Below are 19,711 nucleotides of genomic sequence, written 5' to 3'. Positions count from 1 at the left end.
GCCGCGACAACGCTTCAAACAGATCGATTCGGGCGCCTCATTCCGAGGTGCCGGCAAGGTGCGGGCGCAGCGCTCGATGATGCGAAGCGCGCCGCAACTGGAAAGTTGAACGGAGGGACAGATGGCTGCCGTACAGGACACAGTCGAACAGGTTCGCTCCATCGACGTCGACCAGTACAAGTACGGGTTCGAAACCAACATCGAATCCGAAAAGGCGCCGAAGGGCCTCTCCGAGGACGTGATCCGCTTCATCTCGGCCAAGAAGGAAGAGCCGGAGTGGATGTTGCAGTGGCGCCTCGACGCCTATCAGCGCTGGCTCACCATGCAGGAGCCGGAATGGGCGCGGGTGAGCTTCCCCCCCATCGATTATCAGGATCTCTACTACTTCTCCCAGCCGAAGAAGTTCAAGGCCCCCAAGTCGCTGGACGAGGTGGACCCGGAGATCCTCAAGACCTACGAGAAGCTCGGCATTCCGCTGCGCGAGCAGGAAATCCTCGCCGGCGTGGAAATCCCGGAAGGTGAGCGGCCGCGGATCGCGGTGGACGCGGTGTTTGACAGCGTTTCCGTGGCGACGACCTTCAAGGAAGAGCTGAAGGCGGCCGGCGTCATCTTCATGCCCATCTCCGAGGCCCTGCGCGAGCATCCGGAGATGGTGAAGCAGTATCTCGGCAGCGTGGTTCCCACCACGGATAATTATTACGCGACACTCAATTCTGCGGTGTTCTCGGACGGATCGTTCGTCTACATCCCGCCGGGCGTGCGCTGCCCCATGGAGCTCTCGACCTATTTCCGTATCAACGAGAAGAATACGGGGCAATTCGAGCGCACGCTGATCATCGCCGACAAGGGCTCCTACGTCTCCTACCTTGAGGGCTGCACTGCCCCCATGCGCGACGAGAACCAGCTGCACGCCGCCGTGGTGGAACTGGTGGCGCTCGACGATGCGGAAATCAAGTATTCGACGGTCCAGAACTGGTATCCCGGCGATTCCGAAGGCAAGGGCGGGATCTACAATTTCGTGACCAAGCGCGGTGACTGCCGCGGCAAGAATTCCAAGATTTCCTGGACCCAGGTGGAAACCGGCTCGTCCATCACCTGGAAATATCCCAGCTGCGTGCTGCGCGGGGAGGGGTCTTCGGGCGAGTTCTATTCCATCGCCATCTCCAATGGCCGCCAGCAGGTGGATTCCGGCACCAAGATGATCCATCTCGGCAAGAACACGACGAGCCGGATCATCTCCAAGGGCATCTCGGCGGGCAAGTCCAACAACACCTATCGCGGCCTTGTCTCGGCGCACCGCAAGGCGGCGGGGGCGCGCAACTTCACCAATTGCGACTCGCTGCTGATCGGCGACCTCTGCGGCGCGCACACGGTGCCCTACATCGAGGCGAAGAACCCGACGGCCCAGTTCGAGCACGAGGCCACCACCTCGAAGATCTCCGAGGACATGCTGTTCTACTGCATGCAGCGCGGCCTTTCCCAGGAGGACGCCGTCGCCCTCGTGGTGAACGGCTTCGTGCGCGACGTGCTCCAGCAGCTTCCCATGGAGTTCGCCGTGGAAGCGCAGAAGCTCATCTCCATCAGCCTCGAAGGCAGCGTCGGCTGACGCTGCCCCGGGACGAACGAACCGCAGCCCCCAACAAGAACCAGAGGATCTTCACCATGGCTCCCCTTTTGGAAATCAAGGACCTCCATGCCGAGATCGCGGGGGGGCGTAAGATCATCAATGGCATGAACCTCACCATCAACCCCGGTGAGGTGCACGCCATCATGGGGCCGAACGGGGCCGGCAAGTCCACCCTCTCCTACGTGCTCTCCGGCAAGCCGGGCTACGAGATCACCGGCGGTGAAGTGCTGTTCCGCGGTGTGGATCTGCTCTCCCTCGCCCCCGACGAGCGGGCGGCGCAGGGCATGTTCCTCTGCTTCCAGTATCCGCTGGAGATTCCCGGGGTCTCCAACATGGCCTTCCTGCATACGGCCGTGAACAGCCAGCGCAAGAAGCGCGGCGAGGTGGAGCTGACCTCGCCGGAGCTGGTGCGCAAGGTGCGTGAGCTGGGCAAGACGCTGGGCATCGACGCCGACATGCTGAAGCGCCCGGTCAACGTGGGCTTCTCCGGCGGCGAGAAGAAGCGCAACGAAACCCTGCAGATGATGTTGCTGGAGCCCTATCTGTGCGTGCTGGACGAGGCGGATTCGGGCCTCGACATCGACGCGCTGAAGGTGGTGTCGAACGGCGTCAACGCCCTGCGCTCGCCGGAGCGTTCCATGCTGGTGATCACCCACTACCAGCGTCTGCTCGATTATATCGTGCCGGATGTGGTGCACGTCTTCTCCGCCGGCCGCATCGTGCATTCCGGCGGCAAGGAGCTGGCGCTGGAACTCGAGGCCACCGGCTACGCGCAGTACCAGAACGAGGCGGCGTGATCCCATGGCCGCAGATGTTCGCCCCATGAAGACCAGCGCGGAGCTGGCCCTCGCCGACACCTTCGCGGCCGTGCGTGCCGCGCTTCCCGGCGGCCCCGACGTGGCGGAGCAGCGGGCCGCCGCCTTTGGCGCCTTTGCCGAAACCGGCCTGCCCCACCGGCGCGTGGAAAGCTGGCGCTACACCGACCTGCGGGCGCTGATGCGCGACGCCAAGCCGCTGGCGGCACCGCCGGACGCGCAGGCCAAGGCGCTGGCCGCCGGCGCCGGTGCGCTGCTGGCCGGCCTCGGCTTCCGCCGCTTGGTGCTGGTCAACGGCGCCTTCGTTCCCGAGCTGTCCGATCTCGGCGGGCTTGAGGCCGGCCTCACCATTCGCTCCATGGCCGAAGCCCTGGCGTCCGGCGATGGCGTCGCGGCCTCCTATCTCGGCAAGACGGTGGCGTCCGCCGACCCGGTGCTGGCGCTGAACACCGCCCTCATGGGCGATGGCGTGCTGGTGCATGTGGCCGCCGGCACTGTGGTGTCGCGCCCCATCGAGATGGTCTACGTGACCACGGAGGCGGCGCCGGTGGCCATGTTCACTCGCTCCCTCGTGGTGGCGGAGACGGGCGCGAGCCTGGTGCTGGTGGAGAGCCACGAGGGGCCGGCGGGCGTTGCCTATCAGGTCAACACGGCGCTTGAACTGGTGGTGGGCGCGCAGGCCAATGTGGAGCGCGTGAAGATCACCCGCGAGGGGTCCGATGCGGTGCATCTTGCCACCCTGCTCGCCCGCGTCGGGGCCAACGCCACCTTCGCCAACACCTTCTTCACCACCGGCGGGTCGGTGGTGCGCAACCAGCTTCTGCTGCATCTCGACGGCGAGGCCATCCAGGCCCGCATGGGCGGGGTGAGCCTCTTGTCCGGCAAGCAGCATGCGGACACCATGCTGTCGGTGGACCATGCGGCGCCGGCCGGCGAGAGCCGGGAATCCTTCCGCGCGGTGCTGGACGGTGCCTCCCAGGACATCTTCCAGGGCAAGATCGCGGTGCGGCAGGCGGCGCAGAAGACCGACGCCCGCATGCTCAGCCGCGCCCTGCTGCTCACCGAAACCGCCGAGGCCTGCAACAAGCCTGAGCTGGAGATCTTCGCCGACGACGTTCAGTGCGGCCATGGCTGCACCACCGGCACCCTCGACCAGCAGCTCAAATTCTACCTGATGGCGCGCGGCATTCCTGCCAAGGAGGCTGAGGCCCTGCTCATCCAGGCCTTTGTGGGCGAGGTGCTGGATTCCATCGGGCCGGAAGGGGTGCGCACCGCCCTCACCGACGCGACCCAGGCCTGGCTGCTGGAGCGCGAGTGAGATGATTCACCCGGCAGTGAGCAACGGCAGCTATGACGTTCTGCGTGTGCGCGAGGATTTTCCCATCCTCAGCCTGCAGGTGAACGGCAAGCCGCTGGTCTACCTCGACAACGGCGCCTCGGCCCAGAAGCCGAAGGCGGTGCTGGACCGGATCCAGCAGGTCTACACGTCCGAATATGCCAACGTGCATCGTGGCCTGCACTATCTCGCCAACGCCGCCACCGAGGCCTATGAGGGCGGCCGCCACGCGGTGCAGCGCTTCCTGAATGCCGCGCGGCCCGAGGAGATCGTCTTCACCCGCAGCGCGACCGAGGCGATCAACCTCGTGGCCGCCACCTTCGGCAAGAGCCGCATCAAGGAAGGCGACGAGATCGTCCTTTCCATCATGGAGCACCACGCCAACATCGTGCCCTGGCACTTCCTGAGGGAAAGCCAGGGGGCGGTGATCAAGTGGGCGCCGGTGGACGACGAGGGCAACTTCCTCCTCGACGCGTTTGAAAACCTCCTCACCGAACGCACCAAGATGGTGGCCATCACCCAGATGTCCAACGTGCTGGGCACCACCGTGCCGGTGAAGGAGGTGGTGAAGATCGCCCACGCCCGCGGCATCCCGGTTCTCGTGGACGGCTCCCAGGGCGCGGTGCATCTGGACGTGGATGTGCAGGATCTCGACTGCGACTTCTACATCATCACCGGCCACAAGCTTTATGGGCCTACGGGCATCGGCGCGCTCTACGGCAAGTATGAGCATCTGGAGGCCATGCCGCCCTTCAACGGCGGCGGCGAGATGATCCGCGAAGTGCGGCAGGACAGCGTGACCTATGGCGACCCGCCCCACCGGTTCGAAGCGGGCACCCCCGCCATCGTCCAGGCGGCGGGGCTCGGTGCCGCGCTGGACTATATCCAGTCCATCGGCAAGCCGCGGATCCGGGCGCATGAAGCGGAATTGTGCCGCTATGCGCAGGAGCGGCTGGGCGAGCTGAACTCGGTGCGCATCATCGGGACCGCGAAGGACAAGGGCGCGATCATCTCTTTCGAGATCAAGGGTGCCCATGCCCACGATTTCGCGACGCTGATCGACAATGACGGCATTGCCGTGCGCGCCGGCACCCATTGCGCCATGCCGCTGATGGAGCGCTTCGGCGTTTCGGCCACCTGCCGCGCCTCCTTCGGCCTCTACAATACGCACGATGAGGTGGACCGTTTCGTCGCCGCCCTCATCAAGGCGCAAGACCTTTTCGCCTGATGCGACGGGCCGGCCGGTTCACCCGGCCGGCCCTTTCTCCCCGTGCGCGCCGCCGGCCGCCGCTGCCCTCCGAGGCCGGCCCTGCCCAGGGCCCCGAATTTCTCCCCCCTTCCATCAGGCTCAGCATGTCCCGGCTTGGGGTGCGCTGGCGCGCGCCCGCCGGGATGCCATGTACGGCCCGGCCCGGCGCCATTGGTGCGTGAGCGGGGATTGTCGCATTCCGGCCACCACTGCCCGGCCTGCCGGGAGTGTCCTGTTTCAAACAGCCCTAAACTGCGATGTCACCCGACACCGGCCTGTGTCGGGTTCTGAACATGGCCCCCGCGGCCTGCGCCAATCTCATAACTATAGGAAATAAAAAGAAAAATTACGTCGGGTGGCGCTGGCACAGTCGTTGCTAGCCTTGGAGTCGGGCGACAGGTTGCTGGCTTTGTGGGCTGTCAAAAGGCCACGTCCGCATCCGCGCCGGAGTGCAACGTCCGTGTGCGCGCCCGAACATCGGGACCGCCGTCCGCGCGGACAGGACCGAATGTCGGCTGAAGGTTCGAAGGAGAGCAAGATGTCGCTGCGACAGATCGCGTTTTACGGCAAGGGTGGTATCGGCAAGTCCACCACCTCGCAGAACACCCTGGCTGCGCTTGCGCAGATGGGTCACCGGATCCTCATCGTGGGCTGCGACCCGAAGGCGGATTCGACCCGCCTGATCCTGCACGCCAAGGCGCAGGACACCATTCTTTCCCTGGCGGCGAATGCCGGCTCGGTGGAAGACCTGGAGCTCGAGGACGTGATGAAGATCGGCTACCAGGACATCCGCTGCGTGGAGTCCGGTGGTCCTGAGCCGGGCGTTGGCTGCGCCGGCCGCGGCGTGATCACCTCGATCAACTTCCTGGAAGAGAACGGCGCGTACGAGGACATCGACTACGTGTCCTACGACGTTCTGGGCGACGTGGTTTGCGGCGGCTTCGCGATGCCGATCCGCGAGAACAAGGCCCAGGAGATCTACATCGTCATGTCGGGCGAGATGATGGCCATGTATGCGGCCAACAACATCTCGAAGGGCATTCTGAAGTATGCGAACTCCGGCGGCGTGCGCCTGGGCGGGCTGGTTTGCAACGAGCGCCAGACCGACAAGGAGCTGGAGCTTGCGGAGAACCTTGCGAAGAAGCTCGGCACGCAGCTGATCTACTTCGTTCCGCGCGACAACATCGTGCAGCATGCGGAACTTCGCCGCATGACGGTGATCGAGTATGCGCCGGAGTCCGAGCAGGCCCAGCACTACCGGAACCTGGCGACCAAGGTGCACAACAATGCCGGCAACGGCATCATCCCGACCCCGATCACCATGGACGAGCTGGAAGACATGCTGATGGAGCATGGCATCCTGAAGACCGTCGACGAGAGCGAAGTCGGCAAGACCGCCGCCGAGCTCGCGGTGGGCTGAGGTTCGCAGTTGCGGCCGGCCTCTATTGCGAGGCCGGCCGTGCCCCCACAGCAAACCCCAACGAGAGCGAGATTGCGAAATGAGCTTGGCCCAACCGCAAAGCGTTGCTGAAATCAAGGCGCGTAACAAGGAAATCATCGCGGAAGTCCTCAAGGTCTATCCCGAGAAGACCGCGAAGCGCCGCGCGAAGCACCTCAACGTCCACGAATCCGGCAAGTCCGACTGCGGCGTGAAGTCCAACATCAAGTCCATCCCGGGCGTGATGACCATCCGCGGCTGTGCCTATGCCGGCTCCAAGGGCGTGGTGTGGGGTCCCATCAAGGACATGATCCACATCTCCCACGGCCCGGTGGGCTGCGGCCAGTATTCCTGGGCGGCGCGCCGCAACTACTACATCGGCACGACCGGCATCGACACCTTCGTGACGATGCAGTTCACGTCCGACTTCCAGGAAAAGGACATCGTCTTCGGCGGCGACAAGAAGCTCGCCAAGATCATGGACGAAATCCAGGAGCTGTTCCCGCTCAACAACGGCATCACGGTGCAGTCCGAGTGCCCGATCGGCCTGATCGGCGACGACATCGAGGCCGTGTCCAAGGCGAAGTCCAAGGAATACGACAACAAGACCATCGTGCCGGTGCGCTGCGAAGGTTTCCGCGGCGTGTCGCAGTCGCTCGGCCACCACATCGCCAACGACGCGATCCGTGACTGGGTGTTCGACAAGATGGACCCGAATGCGGCCCCCCGCTTCGATCCGACCCCGTACGACGTGGCCATCATCGGCGACTACAACATCGGCGGCGACGCCTGGTCTTCCCGTATCCTCCTCGAGGAGATGGGCCTGCGCGTGATCGCCCAGTGGTCCGGCGACGGCTCGCTCGCCGAGCTCGAGGCCACCCCGAAGGCCAAGCTGAACGTGCTGCACTGCTACCGTTCCATGAACTACATCTCCCGCCACATGGAAGAGAAGTTCGGGATTCCGTGGTGCGAGTACAACTTCTTCGGCCCGTCCAAGATCGCCGAATCGCTGCGCAAGATCGCCGGCTACTTCGACGACAAGATCAAGGAAGGTGCCGAGCGCGTGATCGCGAAGTACCAGCCCCTGATGGACGCGGTCATCGCCAAGTATCGTCCGCGCCTGGAAGGCAAGACCGTCATGCTGTACGTGGGCGGCCTGCGTCCCCGTCACGTGATCGGTGCGTACGAAGACCTCGGCATGGAAGTGGTGGGCACGGGTTACGAGTTCGCCCACAATGACGACTATCAGCGCACCGCCCAGCACTACGTCAAGGATGGCACCATCATCTATGACGACGTGACCGGCTATGAGTTCGAGAAGTTCGTCGAGAAGATCCAGCCCGATCTCGTCGGCTCGGGCATCAAGGAGAAGTACGTCTTCCAGAAGATGGGTGTGCCGTTCCGGCAGATGCACTCCTGGGACTATTCCGGCCCGTATCACGGCTATGACGGCTTCGCCATCTTCGCCCGCGACATGGACATGGCCATCAACTCTCCCGTGTGGAAGATGACCAAGGCTCCTTGGAAGGCGGCCCCGAAGCCCACCCTGCTGGCGGCCGAGTGAGCGCCTGAGCCTCTCGCCCCTCCCCCACCGGGGAGGGGCACAGGGGCGGGCATGATGATTGTGAGACCCACCATAGGGGTTCGAGATGCCACAAAATGCAGATAACGTGCTCGATCACTTCGAGCTGTTCCGCGGTCCCGAGTACCAGCAGATGCTGGCCAACAAGAAGAAGCTGTTCGAGAACCCCCGCGATCCGGCTGAAGTCGAGCGCATTCGCGAGTGGGCCAAGACTCCGGAGTACAAGGAAAAGAACTTCGCCCGCGAAGCTCTGACCGTGAACCCGGCCAAGGCCTGCCAGCCGCTCGGTGCCGTGTTCGCCGCGGTGGGCTTCGAGGAGACCATTCCCTTCGTGCATGGCTCGCAGGGCTGCGTCGCTTACTATCGCTCGCACTTCTCGCGTCACTTCAAGGAGCCCAGCTCCTGCGTGTCCTCTTCCATGACGGAAGACGCGGCGGTGTTCGGCGGCCTGAACAACATGATCGACGGCCTCGCCAACACCTACAACATGTACAAGCCGAAGATGATCTCGGTCTCCACCACCTGCATGGCGGAAGTCATCGGTGATGACCTGAACGCCTTCATCAAGACGGCCAAGGAAAAGGGCTCGGTTCCCCAGGAATACGACGTTCCCTTCGCCCACACCCCGGCGTTCGTCGGCAGCCACATCACCGGCTACGACAACGTGATGAAGGGCATCTTCGAGCACTTCTGGGACGGCAAGGCCGGCACCACGGCGAAGCTCGAGCGCGTGCCGAACGAGAAGATCAACTTCATCGGCGGCTTCGACGGCTACACCGTCGGCAACCTGCGCGAAGTCAAGCGTCTGTTCGGCATCATGGGCGTGGACTACACCATCCTCGCCGACAATTCCGAAGTGTGGGACACCCCCACCGACGGCGAGTTCCGCATGTATGACGGCGGCACCACGCTGGAGGAGGCGGCCAACGCCCTCCACGCCAAGGCCACCATCTCCATGCAGGAATACTGCACGGAAAAGACCCTGCCGTTCATCGGCAACCACGGCCAGGAAGTCGTCGCCTTCAACCACCCCGTGGGCGTGAAGGGCACCGACGAGTTCCTGATGGCGATTTCCCGCATCAGCGGCAAGGAAATTCCCGAAGAGCTCGCCCGCGAGCGCGGCCGTCTGGTGGACGCCATTGCGGACTCCAACGCGCACATCCACGGCAAGAAGTTCGCCATCTACGGCGATCCGGACCTCTGCCTGGGCCTCGCCAGCTTCCTGCTGGAGCTGGGCGCCGAGCCGACCCACGTTCTGGCCACCAACGGCAACCAGAAGTGGGCCGACAAGGTCCAGAAGCTGTTCGACTCTTCGCCCTTCGGCCAGAACTGCCACGTCTATCCCGGGCGTGACCTCTGGCACATGCGCTCCCTGCTCTTCACCGAGCCGGTGGACTTCCTGATCGGCAACACCTACGGCAAGTATCTCGAGCGCGACACGGGCACCCCGCTGATCCGCATCGGCTTCCCGGTGTTCGACCGTCACCACCACCACCGCCGTCCGGTGTGGGGCTATCAGGGCGGCATGAACGTTCTGATCACCATCCTCGACAAGATCTTCGACACCATCGACCAGAACACGATCGTGCCGGCGAAGACCGACTACTCGTTCGACATCATCCGTTGATCGCAGAAGTCTGAAGAGCTCGATCCGGCCCGGGGCCCCGCCCGGGCCGGCCCGAGAGGGAGCCGACCTCCGACCCCTCGTGATCTTTGCACAGCCCGCTTGTCGAAGGAGAGATCCATGAGCTCGCTTTCCAGCACGATCCAGCAAGTCTTCAACGAGCCTGGCTGCACAAAGAACCAGAATAAATCGGAAGCTGAGAAGAAAAAGGGTTGCACCAAGCAGCTTCAGCCCGGCGGTGCCGCCGGCGGCTGCGCCTTCGATGGCGCGAAGATCGCGCTGCAGCCTTTGACCGACGTGGCCCACCTGGTGCACGGCCCGATCGCCTGCGAAGGCAATTCCTGGGACAATCGCGGCGCGAAGTCCTCCGGCTCGAACCTCTGGCGCACCGGCTTCACCACCGACATCAACGAGACCGATGTCGTGTTCGGCGGCGAGAAGCGCCTGTTCAAGTCCATCAAGGAAATCATCGAGAAATACAATCCGCCGGCCGTTTTCGTCTACCAGACCTGCGTGCCCGCCATGATCGGCGACGATATCGACGCGGTCTGCAAGGCGGCGAAGGAGAAATTCGGCACTCCGGTGATCCCGATCAACTCGCCGGGTTTCGCGGGTCCGAAGAATCTCGGCAACAAGCTTGCCGGCGAGGCCATCCTCCAGCACGTCATCGGCACGGAGGAGCCGGAATACACCACGCCCTATGACATCAACATCATCGGCGAGTACAATCTCTCCGGCGAACTCTGGCAGGTGAAGCCGCTGCTGGACGAGCTCGGCATCCGCATCCTCGCCTGCATTTCGGGCGACGGCCGCTACAAGGATGTGGCCTCCTCCCACCGCGCCAAGGCGGCGATGATGGTGTGCTCCAAGGCCATGATCAACGTGGCCCGCAAGATGGAGGAGCGCTACGACATCCCCTTCTTCGAAGGTTCCTTCTACGGCATCCAGGATTCCAGCGATTCCCTGCGCGAAATCGCCCGCATGCTCATCGAGCGCGGCGCCGATGCGGAGCTGATGGACCGCACCGAGGCGCTGATCGAGCGCGAGGAGGCGAAGGCCTGGGCCGCCATCGCCAAGTACAAGCCGCGGTTCAAGGACAAGAAGGTTCTTCTCATCACCGGCGGCGTGAAGTCCTGGTCGGTGGTGGCGGCGCTGCAGGAAGCCGGCCTTGAGCTGGTGGGCACCTCGGTGAAGAAGTCCACCAAGGAAGACAAGGAGCGCATCAAGGAGCTCATGGGGCAGGATGCCCACATGATCGACGACATGACGCCGCGCGAAATGTACAAGATGCTGAAGGACGCGAAGGCCGACATCATGCTGTCCGGCGGCCGCTCCCAGTTCATCGCGCTGAAGGCGTCCATGCCCTGGCTGGACATCAATCAGGAGCGTCACCACGCCTATATGGGTTATATCGGCATGGTGAAGCTGGTGGAGGAGATCGACAAGGCCCTCTACAACCCCATCTGGGAACAGGTGCGCAAGCCCGCCCCCTGGGATGACCCGGCCAGCAACTGGCAGAACCTTGCCATGGCCCAGATGGAGGCCGAGGCGGCCGCCCTCGCCGCGGACCCGGTGGCGGCGGAGAAGGCGCGCCGCGCCAAGAAGATCTGCAATTGCAAGAGCGTCGATCTGGGCACCATCGAGGATGCCATCGCCGCCCATGCCCTCACGGATGTGGAAGGCGTGCGCAAGCACACCAACGCGTCCGGCGGCTGCGGCGCCTGCAGCGGGCGCGTGGAAGACATCCTTGCGGCGCAGGGGGTGGTGGCGCCGGTCATCGCCGATCCGGTGGCGGCAGAAGCCGCGCGCCGGGCCAAGAAGGTGTGCAACTGCATGAGCGTGGACACCGGCACCATCGAGGATGCCATCCACGCCGGGGCGTCCAATCTGGCCGAGGTCAAGGCCCGGACCAAGGCCACCAGCGGCTGCGGCGGTTGCGGCGAGCGCATCGAGGAGATGCTGGATGCCGCTGGCGCCGGGGTCGGCGCCACCCTTGTTGCAGCGGAATAGGAGGCGGCCATGGCGAAGTTCGTCCAGGGCAAGAAATCCTGCGCGGTCAATCCCCTGAAGATGAGTCAGCCGATCGGCGGCGCACTTGCCTTCATGGGCCTGCGCGGGGCCATGCCCCTGCTGCACGGCTCGCAGGGCTGCACCTCGTTCGGGCTGGTGCTGTTCGTGCGGCATTTCAAGGAAGCCATCCCGCTCCAGACCACGGCCATGAGCGAAGTGGCGACCGTGCTCGGCGGCTACGACAATGTGGAGCAGGCGGTTCTCAACATCTACAACCGCACCAAGCCGGAGATCATCGGCATCTGCTCCACCGGCGTCACCGAGACCAAGGGTGACGACGTGGACGGCTACATCAAGATGATCCGCGACAAGTATCCCCAGCTTGCCGACTTTCCCATGGTCTATGTCTCCACCCCCGACTTCAAGGATGCCTTCCAGGACGGGTGGGAAAAGACCGTCGCCAAGATCATTGAAGTGCTGGTGAAGAAGCCGGCGGATGATGTGGTGCGCAACCCGAAGCAGGTGAACGTGCTGCCGGGCTGCCACCTCACGCCCGGTGACCTGGACGAACTTCGCACCATCTTCGAGGATTTTGGGCTGGAGCCGTCCTTCCTGCCGGATCTTGCCGGCTCGCTGGACGGCCACATTCCCGATGACTTCACCCCCACCACCATCGGCGGCATCGGGGTGGATGAGGTCGCGAAGATGGGCGAGGCGGCCTGGACCATCGCCATCGGCACCCAGATGCGCACCGCCGCGGAGGCCATGCAGAAGAAGGCCGGCGTTCCCTACCGCCTCTTCGAGCGGCTCTGCGGGCTCGCGCCCAATGATGATTTCATCATGTTCCTGAGCGAGATCTCGGGAAAATCGGTGCCACGCAAGTATCGGCGCCAGCGCGGGCAGCTGGTGGACGCCATGCTGGACGCCCACTTCCACCTCGGCGGCCGCAAGCTGGCCATCGGGGCGGAGCCGGACCTTCTCTTTGACGTGGGCTGCATGCTCCATGAGATGGGCACGGTGATTACGGCTGCGGTGACCACCACCCAATCCCCGGTGTTCGCCCAGCTTCCGGCGGAAGAAGTGCTGCTGGGAGACCTTGAAGATCTGGAGACGCTGGCGAAGGAACGGGGCTGCGACCTCCTGCTGACCCATTCCCACGGGCGCCAGGGTGCGGAGCGGCTGGGGATTCCGTTCTACCGGATCGGCATTCCCATGTTCGACCGCATCGGCTCGGGTCATCGCATGACCGTCGGCTACCGCGGGACGCGGGAGCTGATCTTCAGCCTCGCCAACCTGGTCATCGCCGATCACGAGGAACACCACGACGCCAAGCCGGATACCTGGCAGAGCCCATGGGACGGCGACGGGCACGGGGCAGCCTCCGGCACTGCGCCGGCGTCTCCCCACGCCCCCGTCGTAAGCACGGCCCATCACTAAGAACGAGCAGAGGCGCACCCTCCCATGAAAGTCGCATTCGCAACCCAGGACTTGAAACGGGTCGACGCTCACTTCGGCTGGGCGAAGAACATCGCCATCTATGAAGTGGGGCCGGAAAGTTCGCATTTCGTGGAAGCCATTGAATTCGATGGCGACCTGAAGGAAGACGGCAACGAAGACAAGCTCGCCCCGAAGATCGAGGCGATCAAGGACTGCGCCATCCTCTACGTCGCCGCCATCGGCGGGTCGGGCGCGGCGCGGGTCGTGGCCAACAACATCCACCCCATGAAGGTAAGCCAGCCCGAGGAGATCAGCGATCTCATCGAGAAGCTCGCCACGGTGCTGCGCGGCACTCCCCCGCCCTGGCTGCGCAAGGTGATGTCCAAGGGCCAGGAACGCACTTTCGATTTCGACGAATGAGGATGGACATGTCCGAAGCAGCGCAAGTGGCCGAACCGGTGTCGGCGGAAGATACCCCGTTCGTCAAGGAACTCATCAAGGTCTGGCGCGCCCAGGACACCCACGGCGCGTGGGACGGCAAGGCGGACCTCGATCTGATCGCGCCCTACATCGTTGACAAGGAGGCGCGGCGCGCCCTTCCCATCATCGGTGACCCGGACCCCGAGACCATCTGGCGCATGGAGCTGTTCTTCAATGCCGTCTGCCTGATGATCGAGCGCGAAACCAAGGTGATGATCACGCCGATGCTGAAGATGAGCCACGAGGGCTTCGGCCGCATGGTGCTCATCGGCGGTCGGTTGATCGTGGTCAACAAGCAGCTGCGCGACGTGCATCGCTATGGCTTCGACAATCTCGGAAAGCTCGCAGAGGAAGGGACGAAGTTCGTCTCGTCCGGCGTCGAGATGATCCGCAAATTCCCCGAAGTTGCCAATTTCTGAAGTTGAACAGGGTGCACCCATGAGCGACGTGGAAGAACTCAAGGCCGAGATCAAGAAGCTCAGCGCGAAGGCGACGCAGGCGAAAATGGATCTCCACGATCTGTCCGAGGAACTCCCGATCAACTGGGAGTCCATCATGGATGTCGCAAAGAAGGCGCATAGCGCCTTCGCCGATCTGGAAAAAAAGCGCGCGGACCTGAAGGCACTCGAGGCCGCCTGAACCCGAAAGGCGTGTTGAAATGTCCAACGAAACCCGAGATGGTCGAGCCTGGCAGCCAGACTATTTGCTCGATATCGACGCTGGTAAGTGCATCGGTTGCGGGCGCTGCTTCAAAGTCTGCGGCCGGGACGTGATGACCCTGAAGGGGATCAACGAAGACGGCGATGTTGTCGAGCTCGATGATGACGAGGACGACGAGGTCGAGAAGAAGGTCATGGTCATGAACGATACGGGCGCCTGCATCGGCTGCGGTGCGTGCGCCCGGGTCTGCCCGGCCAATTGCCAGGTCCACGGCCTGGAGAAGGCCGCCTGATCAGGAGAAGCGTCATGGTTGCCGAAGAAGTCTATGACTGGCTGATTGCGTCATCGACCTCTTCGGCCGCCGACGCTTTCGATATTCACGTTGCCGCCTCCATCATCGCGCTGGCACTGGCTGAAGCGCAACTTTCGGCGCATCCGCAGCTGGAGGCCGAAGGGGCCGGCCTTGATGGCCTCGGCCTGGAGCGGTCCGCATTCCTTGAGCTTGCCGCAAGCCTTTTCCCCGCCGCAGCGCCGGCGCTGACCGGCATTGTCGGGGAATTGTCGCTGCCGGTGACGCCGGAGGAACAATCGGTTCGCGACATCCTGGGCATCTATTCGTCCGACGCGGGGCCGCTCCAGGCGCCTTTCATCGCCATGGTTGCCCGCCGCTGCCAGTCGCCGCACCATTTGTGGCAGGACCTCGGCCTGCGGGACCGCCGGGAACTGGGTGTCCTGATGGCCCGTCGCTTCGGTCCGCTGGCGGCGAAGAACCGGCAGGACATGAAGTGGAAGAAGTTCCTCTATCGCATGGTCTGCGGTTCGGAGGGCTTCACCCTGTGCGCCGCGCCGGTGTGTTCGGATTGCGACGAGTTCCATGTCTGCTTCGGCGCCGAAGACGGTGAATCCAGGCTCGCCCGTAATCGCATGGCGGCAAACAGCAATGTGCCGCCGGATGCCGAGGTCCCCGAGGCGGCCGAATAGGGCGGGGTGCCGGCGCTGTCGTTGCCCGGGGGCGCTGCCTCTTCATGCTGTTCCATGAACGGTTACCGCGGCCGGCGCCCGACAGCGGCACGCCGGTTCTACGCTGCGACCACCTGGTCGTCAGGGCCAATGAACGGCCCTCCACCACCCTCAACCAGCGCGCCGGGCTTTGCAAAGCCGGGGGCCTCCCGGCAACAGGCGTGGTGAAAAAGCAAAAGCCCGGCGCTGCGGGCACCGGGCCATGTCCTTGCAATCAGACGCGCCGTCCTCCCTTCAGCGCCCGGCGCTCTCCAACAGCCGCTTGCTTTGTCGTTGACGCCAGTTCATTGACTCCGGCAGCGCCCCTTGAATGCCTTGCGCGGCGGGAAAACTGCGTGCAGCGACGCAAGCCCGGCAGCCGGGGCTGCGCCGATGGCGCAGCTCCTACTCGATGCCCTCGCTGCGGGCCCGCCACATCATGGCGATGCGGAAGCGTTCGTTGATTGCCGCCGGGCTCGCCAGAATCTGGGCTTCCGCGTCCTTGAACGCCTGTTCGACCGCCTCGGCCTCCTCGCGGGTCAGGGTCACCCGCCCGGCCAGGTGGGTCGCTTCGGGATGAACTTCCCAGATCTTGCGCTTGTTGGGATGAAGCTTCACCTCGGTGAGGTCGAAGGCCTCCAGCTGCCCGTCGAACAGGATGGCAAGGCCGGACACCTCCAGCTTGCGCCCGTCTGCGGTGGTCTTGATCAATGTGGTCTGCATGGTCTTCACCCGTCCTGAGCTGCGAGCCAACTGTAGCCGCCCTGGTCCCAGAGCTGCGCCAGGACCTGATCCGAACTCCAGTCTGGAAACTGTGACTTCACGGCGTCGTAATCGGCGCGGAAGCGTTCCGCATCCTCGCCGGAAAGATCGGCGGCAAGGCCATCCGGCTTGAATCGAAGCAGGAAGTGCGTGCCGTCGCCGGCGGCGTGGAGCGTGTACTCCTCGCCGTCGCTCACCAGTTCCAGTTCGTCCTGGGCACCCATTCCTGCCTCCCGTGTTGTCAGGCCGCTGCGGACGGCGTGTCGTCCGCAAGGCCCCATTCGGCCCAGGAGCCGTCGTAGAGCGCGGCGTCCTTGTGGCCGAGAATGAACAAGGCGAGGAGAACCACGCAGGAAATGGTGCCGGAGGCGCAGGTCGTCACGATGGGACGGCTAAGGTCGATGCCGGCGCCGGCAAAGCGCGCCGCAAGCGCGTCGGGCGCAATCATTTCGCCGGTTTCCTCAAGGATGAGATCGCCCCACGGCAGGTTGACGGAGCCGGGAATGTGCCCCTTCTTCTTCACCGGGAACACATCGTCCTGGCTGCCGGAAAACTTGGCGGGGCCGCGGGCGTCGATCACCTGTTCGGAGCCGCCGGAAAGGTTGGCGATCATCTGCGACAGGCTGCGCACCATCTGCGGGTTGAAGGTGGCGGAGAAGGTCTTGGGCTCCGGGCGAACCGGCGACATCTCGGTCTCCCGCTTCTCCTTCGTCCATTTGCCGAAGCCGCCGTCCAGCACGGCCACGTCGTCATAGCCGAAGGTGCGGAACATCCACCACACCCGCGCTGCCGCCGAGCCGCCGCAGAGGCGGTCGTAAAGCACCACCTTGTTGCCGGTGGCGACACCCAGGAGGCCGACCTTCTTGGCGAACTCCGCCGCCGGCGGCAGCATGTGGGGGAGCGGATTGCTCTTGTCGGCCACATGGTCGATGTCGAAGTGCACCGCACCGGGAAGATGCCGCCCACGATACTGGGTTCGACCGTCCATGTTGGTGCTCTCGTGGAGCCATGTGCAGTCGAGGATCTTCACGTCCGGATCGGACAGATGCTCGGCAAGCCATTCGGTGCTCACCAGCGGTCCGGGAAGGGCGGTGGACATGACAGCAGCTTCTCCTTGTCGCGGTTTCGACATCCGGCATGCTTCAGCGGCTTGGCCGGACGGCCAGCCGGCGGCGGGGCGGCACCGGCCGCCCCGCGCGTGGTCGGCGATCAGCGGGTCTTCGGCAGCACGTAGCCGGGGCGCGGATGCGCGTCGTAATAATCGGGGCGCTCCGGCCAGCCGCCTTCGGCATTGAACTTGAACTTGACCACCCGCAGCGGCGCGCCGTTGGAGCACGACACGTCCTGGAACTTGATTTCACGGTCACCGGGGCCGGCGGAGAAATCGGCCACGACGGTGCCGTCGGCCTTGCAGGCGCGGGCGAAGCCGGGGGTGCCCACGTCCACCGCATTCACCGATTCGGTGGCGAAGCTCGGGACCTCGGAGCCGTCCTCGGAGGGGGTGTTGAAGGCCGGGGTGGCGAAGGTGAAGGTGGCGAGCTTGCCGCTCCGGTCCACGGCGCGGTCGGCGCTGATGGGCCGGGCCACGGAATAGACGGTCAAGGTGCCGCCCGCCAGCAGCTCCTTGATCTCCTCGAGGGAGCATTTGGCGAATTCCGACGCGACGTTCATTTCAATCTCCACAAGGCAACTGCACTGACCAACGATGCCTTGCAGGATCAAAATTCGTGCCAGTTCCCGGCGACCCGTGGATGCGCGGCAGGAAGGCTGCCGCAAAGCCTTGAGGCCGCGGGCCTCGCCGGGAGCGGGTGGCGCGCGCATCGGCCGGCTGCTGCGGCGGCACGTGTCGGAAACCTGTCGCGCAGGGCGGCAAATGCGACGCACCGCGCGTTGCCCATCGCACAAAGGTGGCCCGGGCGCCCGCGAAAGACCCTTCGGCGGGTGAGCGCGAATCTTGCAAGGGCTCCAAACAAAGCGACAGCCAGAGGACAGGTCCATGCTGGACACGGCGATCATCGGGGGCGGGCTCTGCGGCCTCGCCTTGGCGCGGCATCTCGCGAAGCAGGGCCACGGCTTCACCCTGTTCGAGGCGCGCGCGCGCCTCGGCGGGCGCATTCTCTCCGCCGTCTCCGCCACTGGCGGTGATGCGCTGGACCTTGGGCCCACCTGGTTCTGGCCCGACACCCAGCCCCACATCACCGCCTTCGTGGCCGAGCTCGGCCTTGCCGATTTCGCGCAGCATGATGAAGGCGTGGTGCTCCACCTCACCGAGGCGGACAAGACTCCCCAGGCCCTCGGCGGGCAGAGCGTCCACGGCGGTGCGCGCCGGGTGGCCGGCGGCATGTCGCGGCTCGTGGCCACCCTCGCGGAAGGCCTCGGGGAAGACAAGATTCGCCTCGGCCACACTCTGGTGGGGGTGGAAGACAAGGCGGACCACGTGCTCCTCACCTTCCGGGTGGACGACGCCTTCCTCACGGTGGAGGCGCGCCATGCGGTGATCGCGCTGCCGCCGCGCCTGGTGGCGGAAACCGTGCGCTTCACGCCGGAGATCGACACCGCCACCCGGGACGCCATGGGCGCCGCCCCCACCTGGATGGCGGCGCAGGCCAAGGTGATGGTGGCCTATGCCTCTCCCTTCTGGCGCGCGGCGGGCCAGTCCGGCAACGCCTTCGTCACCCATGAGCAGGCCGTGGTGGGCGAGATCTTCGACGCCTGCGACGCCACGGGAGCCAAGGCGGCCATCGGCGGCTTCCTCAGCTTCCCGCCGGACCTGCGGGAGGCGTTCATCGCCGGCCTGCCCATGCTCATGGACAGCCAGATGGTGCAGGTGTTCGGCAGCGCCGCGGAAGGTGGCGAGCAGCATTACCAGGACTGGGCGCAGGAGCCGTTCACTTGCAGTGCGCGCGATCGGGCGGAGCCGGCGGGCGAGCATGTGGCCTTCTCGAATCCCCTGCTGCGCCGGCCGCTCTGGGACGGCCGGCTGCATTTCGGCGGGTCGGAAACGGCCACCCAGGGCGCCGGCTACCTGGAAGGGGCGCTGGAGGCGGCGCGGCGCATCGACCGGGCCCTCGCCCGCGCCCGGGTGGCGGAAGACGCCGACGTGGACGTGCCGGTTCCCGACGGCCTGTCGGTGAATGCCGCGAGCCTTGCCCGGTTCGCCGCCTGGGTTTCCGCGCAGAATGACGCGGTGTTCGAGGCCTACCGCACGCGCCTCAACCGCGCCCTGGCCACCCAGCAGCGCGAGCAGCTGACGCAGATCGCCATGCTCGGCGCCATCGAGGATCTTTATGATCGCGCCGTCGATATGCTCGACACGCTGCCCTTCGACATGCGCGACGTGCCGGTGGAGAAGGGGCGCTCCGGGTTGATGCCGGACGTGCAGTTGCCGTTCCGGGACTTCATCCAGACCCTGCTCGACGATGTGGTGGCGTTCAACCGCACGTCCTGCGCCCTCTCCAACTTCCCGGGCGAGCACCATCTCTCCAAGGATTATGTGCAGACCATCCTGCGGGACGTGGCCGCCGCCTGGCGCGACTTCTGCCTGGCGGCGAACCGCCGGCTGCTGGCCAAGGCGGAGGCCGGCGCGCCGCGCGCCGGCGTGACGCCGCTGCCGCTGCGCCAGTGAGGCGGATCAACGACGCGCATCCCCGCGGATGTGATGAAGCAGCCATCAAGAGTACAAGGTGAACGAG

General features: G+C 64.8%; 19 protein-coding genes. 15 read left to right on the top strand and 4 right to left on the bottom strand.

From position 1 onward, the window contains the following. The first annotated feature begins 121 nt into the window (after positions 1 to 121). The 14 genes from sufB to ACI7BZ_RS02170 all read left to right on the top strand — a co-directional run bounded on the left by sufB (position 122) and on the right by ACI7BZ_RS02170 (position 15,239). On the top strand, positions 122 to 1,606 hold the full coding sequence (gene sufB / locus ACI7BZ_RS02235; protein WP_414115575.1) for a Fe-S cluster assembly protein SufB: 1,485 nt from the start codon (positions 122 to 124) through the stop codon (positions 1,604 to 1,606). 56 nt (positions 1,607 to 1,662) lie between these two features. Continuing rightward, the gene (gene sufC, locus ACI7BZ_RS02230; RefSeq protein WP_414115574.1) at positions 1,663 to 2,424 is read left to right on the top strand and encodes a Fe-S cluster assembly ATPase SufC; all 762 of its coding nucleotides are present in this window, start codon (positions 1,663 to 1,665) and stop codon (positions 2,422 to 2,424) included. Positions 2,425 to 2,449: 25 nt separating this feature from the next. Further along, positions 2,450 to 3,760: a Fe-S cluster assembly protein SufD gene (gene sufD / locus ACI7BZ_RS02225; RefSeq protein WP_414115573.1), complete on the top strand. Its 1,311-nt coding sequence runs from the start codon at positions 2,450 to 2,452 to the stop codon at positions 3,758 to 3,760. A gap of 1 nt (position 3,761) precedes the next feature. After that, entirely contained in the window at positions 3,762 to 5,006 is a 1,245-nt protein-coding gene (locus tag ACI7BZ_RS02220) for a cysteine desulfurase (RefSeq protein ID WP_414115572.1), read from the top strand. A 559-nt stretch (positions 5,007 to 5,565) separates the two neighbouring features. Beyond that, positions 5,566 to 6,447, top strand: a complete 882-nt coding sequence (nifH, locus tag ACI7BZ_RS02215) for a nitrogenase iron protein (protein WP_414115522.1) — start codon at positions 5,566 to 5,568, stop codon at positions 6,445 to 6,447. A 79-nt stretch (positions 6,448 to 6,526) separates the two neighbouring features. Next, positions 6,527 to 8,029: a nitrogenase molybdenum-iron protein alpha chain gene (gene nifD / locus ACI7BZ_RS02210; RefSeq protein WP_414115571.1), complete on the top strand. Its 1,503-nt coding sequence runs from the start codon at positions 6,527 to 6,529 to the stop codon at positions 8,027 to 8,029. A gap of 85 nt (positions 8,030 to 8,114) precedes the next feature. Next, on the top strand, positions 8,115 to 9,674 hold the full coding sequence (gene nifK / locus ACI7BZ_RS02205; RefSeq protein WP_414115570.1) for a nitrogenase molybdenum-iron protein subunit beta: 1,560 nt from the start codon (positions 8,115 to 8,117) through the stop codon (positions 9,672 to 9,674). Positions 9,675 to 9,791: 117 nt separating this feature from the next. Beyond that, positions 9,792 to 11,681, top strand: coding sequence for a nitrogenase iron-molybdenum cofactor biosynthesis protein NifE (gene nifE, locus ACI7BZ_RS02200; RefSeq protein ID WP_414115569.1), 1,890 nt, complete (start codon positions 9,792 to 9,794; stop codon positions 11,679 to 11,681). A 9-nt stretch (positions 11,682 to 11,690) separates the two neighbouring features. Beyond that, on the top strand, positions 11,691 to 13,118 hold the full coding sequence (nifN, locus tag ACI7BZ_RS02195) for a nitrogenase iron-molybdenum cofactor biosynthesis protein NifN (protein WP_414115568.1): 1,428 nt from the start codon (positions 11,691 to 11,693) through the stop codon (positions 13,116 to 13,118). Positions 13,119 to 13,142: 24 nt separating this feature from the next. Then, positions 13,143 to 13,538: a nitrogen fixation protein NifX gene (gene nifX / locus ACI7BZ_RS02190; RefSeq protein WP_414115567.1), complete on the top strand. Its 396-nt coding sequence runs from the start codon at positions 13,143 to 13,145 to the stop codon at positions 13,536 to 13,538. An 8-nt stretch (positions 13,539 to 13,546) separates the two neighbouring features. Further along, a complete protein-coding gene (locus ACI7BZ_RS02185) occupies positions 13,547 to 14,017 on the top strand; it encodes a NifX-associated nitrogen fixation protein (RefSeq protein WP_414115566.1) in 471 nt (156 codons plus the stop codon). 19 nt (positions 14,018 to 14,036) lie between these two features. Then, a complete protein-coding gene (locus ACI7BZ_RS02180) occupies positions 14,037 to 14,237 on the top strand; it encodes a CCE_0567 family metalloprotein (RefSeq protein WP_414115565.1) in 201 nt (66 codons plus the stop codon). 19 nt (positions 14,238 to 14,256) lie between these two features. Next, the gene (gene fdxB, locus ACI7BZ_RS02175; protein ID WP_414115564.1) at positions 14,257 to 14,550 is read left to right on the top strand and encodes a ferredoxin III, nif-specific; all 294 of its coding nucleotides are present in this window, start codon (positions 14,257 to 14,259) and stop codon (positions 14,548 to 14,550) included. A 14-nt stretch (positions 14,551 to 14,564) separates the two neighbouring features. Further along, complete coding sequence (locus tag ACI7BZ_RS02170) at positions 14,565 to 15,239, top strand: nitrogen fixation protein NifQ (protein WP_414115563.1); 675 nt, start codon at positions 14,565 to 14,567, stop codon at positions 15,237 to 15,239. Positions 15,240 to 15,662: 423 nt separating this feature from the next. Here the strand turns inward: ACI7BZ_RS02170 and ACI7BZ_RS02165 are convergent, their stop codons facing one another. From ACI7BZ_RS02165 to ACI7BZ_RS02150, 4 genes are all read right to left on the bottom strand, one after another. Further along, on the bottom strand, positions 15,663 to 15,980 hold the full coding sequence (locus ACI7BZ_RS02165) for a hypothetical protein (RefSeq protein ID WP_414115562.1): 318 nt from the start codon (positions 15,978 to 15,980) through the stop codon (positions 15,663 to 15,665). Between the two features lie 5 nt (positions 15,981 to 15,985). After that, a complete protein-coding gene (locus ACI7BZ_RS02160; protein ID WP_414115561.1) occupies positions 15,986 to 16,243 on the bottom strand; it encodes a hypothetical protein in 258 nt (85 codons plus the stop codon). A gap of 17 nt (positions 16,244 to 16,260) precedes the next feature. Beyond that, positions 16,261 to 17,118: a 3-mercaptopyruvate sulfurtransferase gene (sseA, locus tag ACI7BZ_RS02155; RefSeq protein WP_414115560.1), complete on the bottom strand. Its 858-nt coding sequence runs from the start codon at positions 17,116 to 17,118 to the stop codon at positions 16,261 to 16,263. Between the two features lie 110 nt (positions 17,119 to 17,228). Then, positions 17,229 to 17,690, bottom strand: a complete 462-nt coding sequence (locus ACI7BZ_RS02150; protein WP_414115559.1) for a hypothetical protein — start codon at positions 17,688 to 17,690, stop codon at positions 17,229 to 17,231. Positions 17,691 to 18,015: 325 nt separating this feature from the next. On the opposite strand from ACI7BZ_RS02150, the gene ACI7BZ_RS02145 reads away from it, so the two are divergent. Next, positions 18,016 to 19,644: a flavin monoamine oxidase family protein gene (locus tag ACI7BZ_RS02145; protein WP_414115558.1), complete on the top strand. Its 1,629-nt coding sequence runs from the start codon at positions 18,016 to 18,018 to the stop codon at positions 19,642 to 19,644. Positions 19,645 to 19,711 lie beyond the last annotated feature (67 nt).

It is taken from the genome of Xanthobacter sp. AM11 (genome assembly GCF_047444035.1).
Lineage (GTDB): Bacteria > Pseudomonadota > Alphaproteobacteria > Rhizobiales > Xanthobacteraceae > Xanthobacter.
This window is presented reverse-complemented; position numbering and strand designations above follow the sequence as displayed.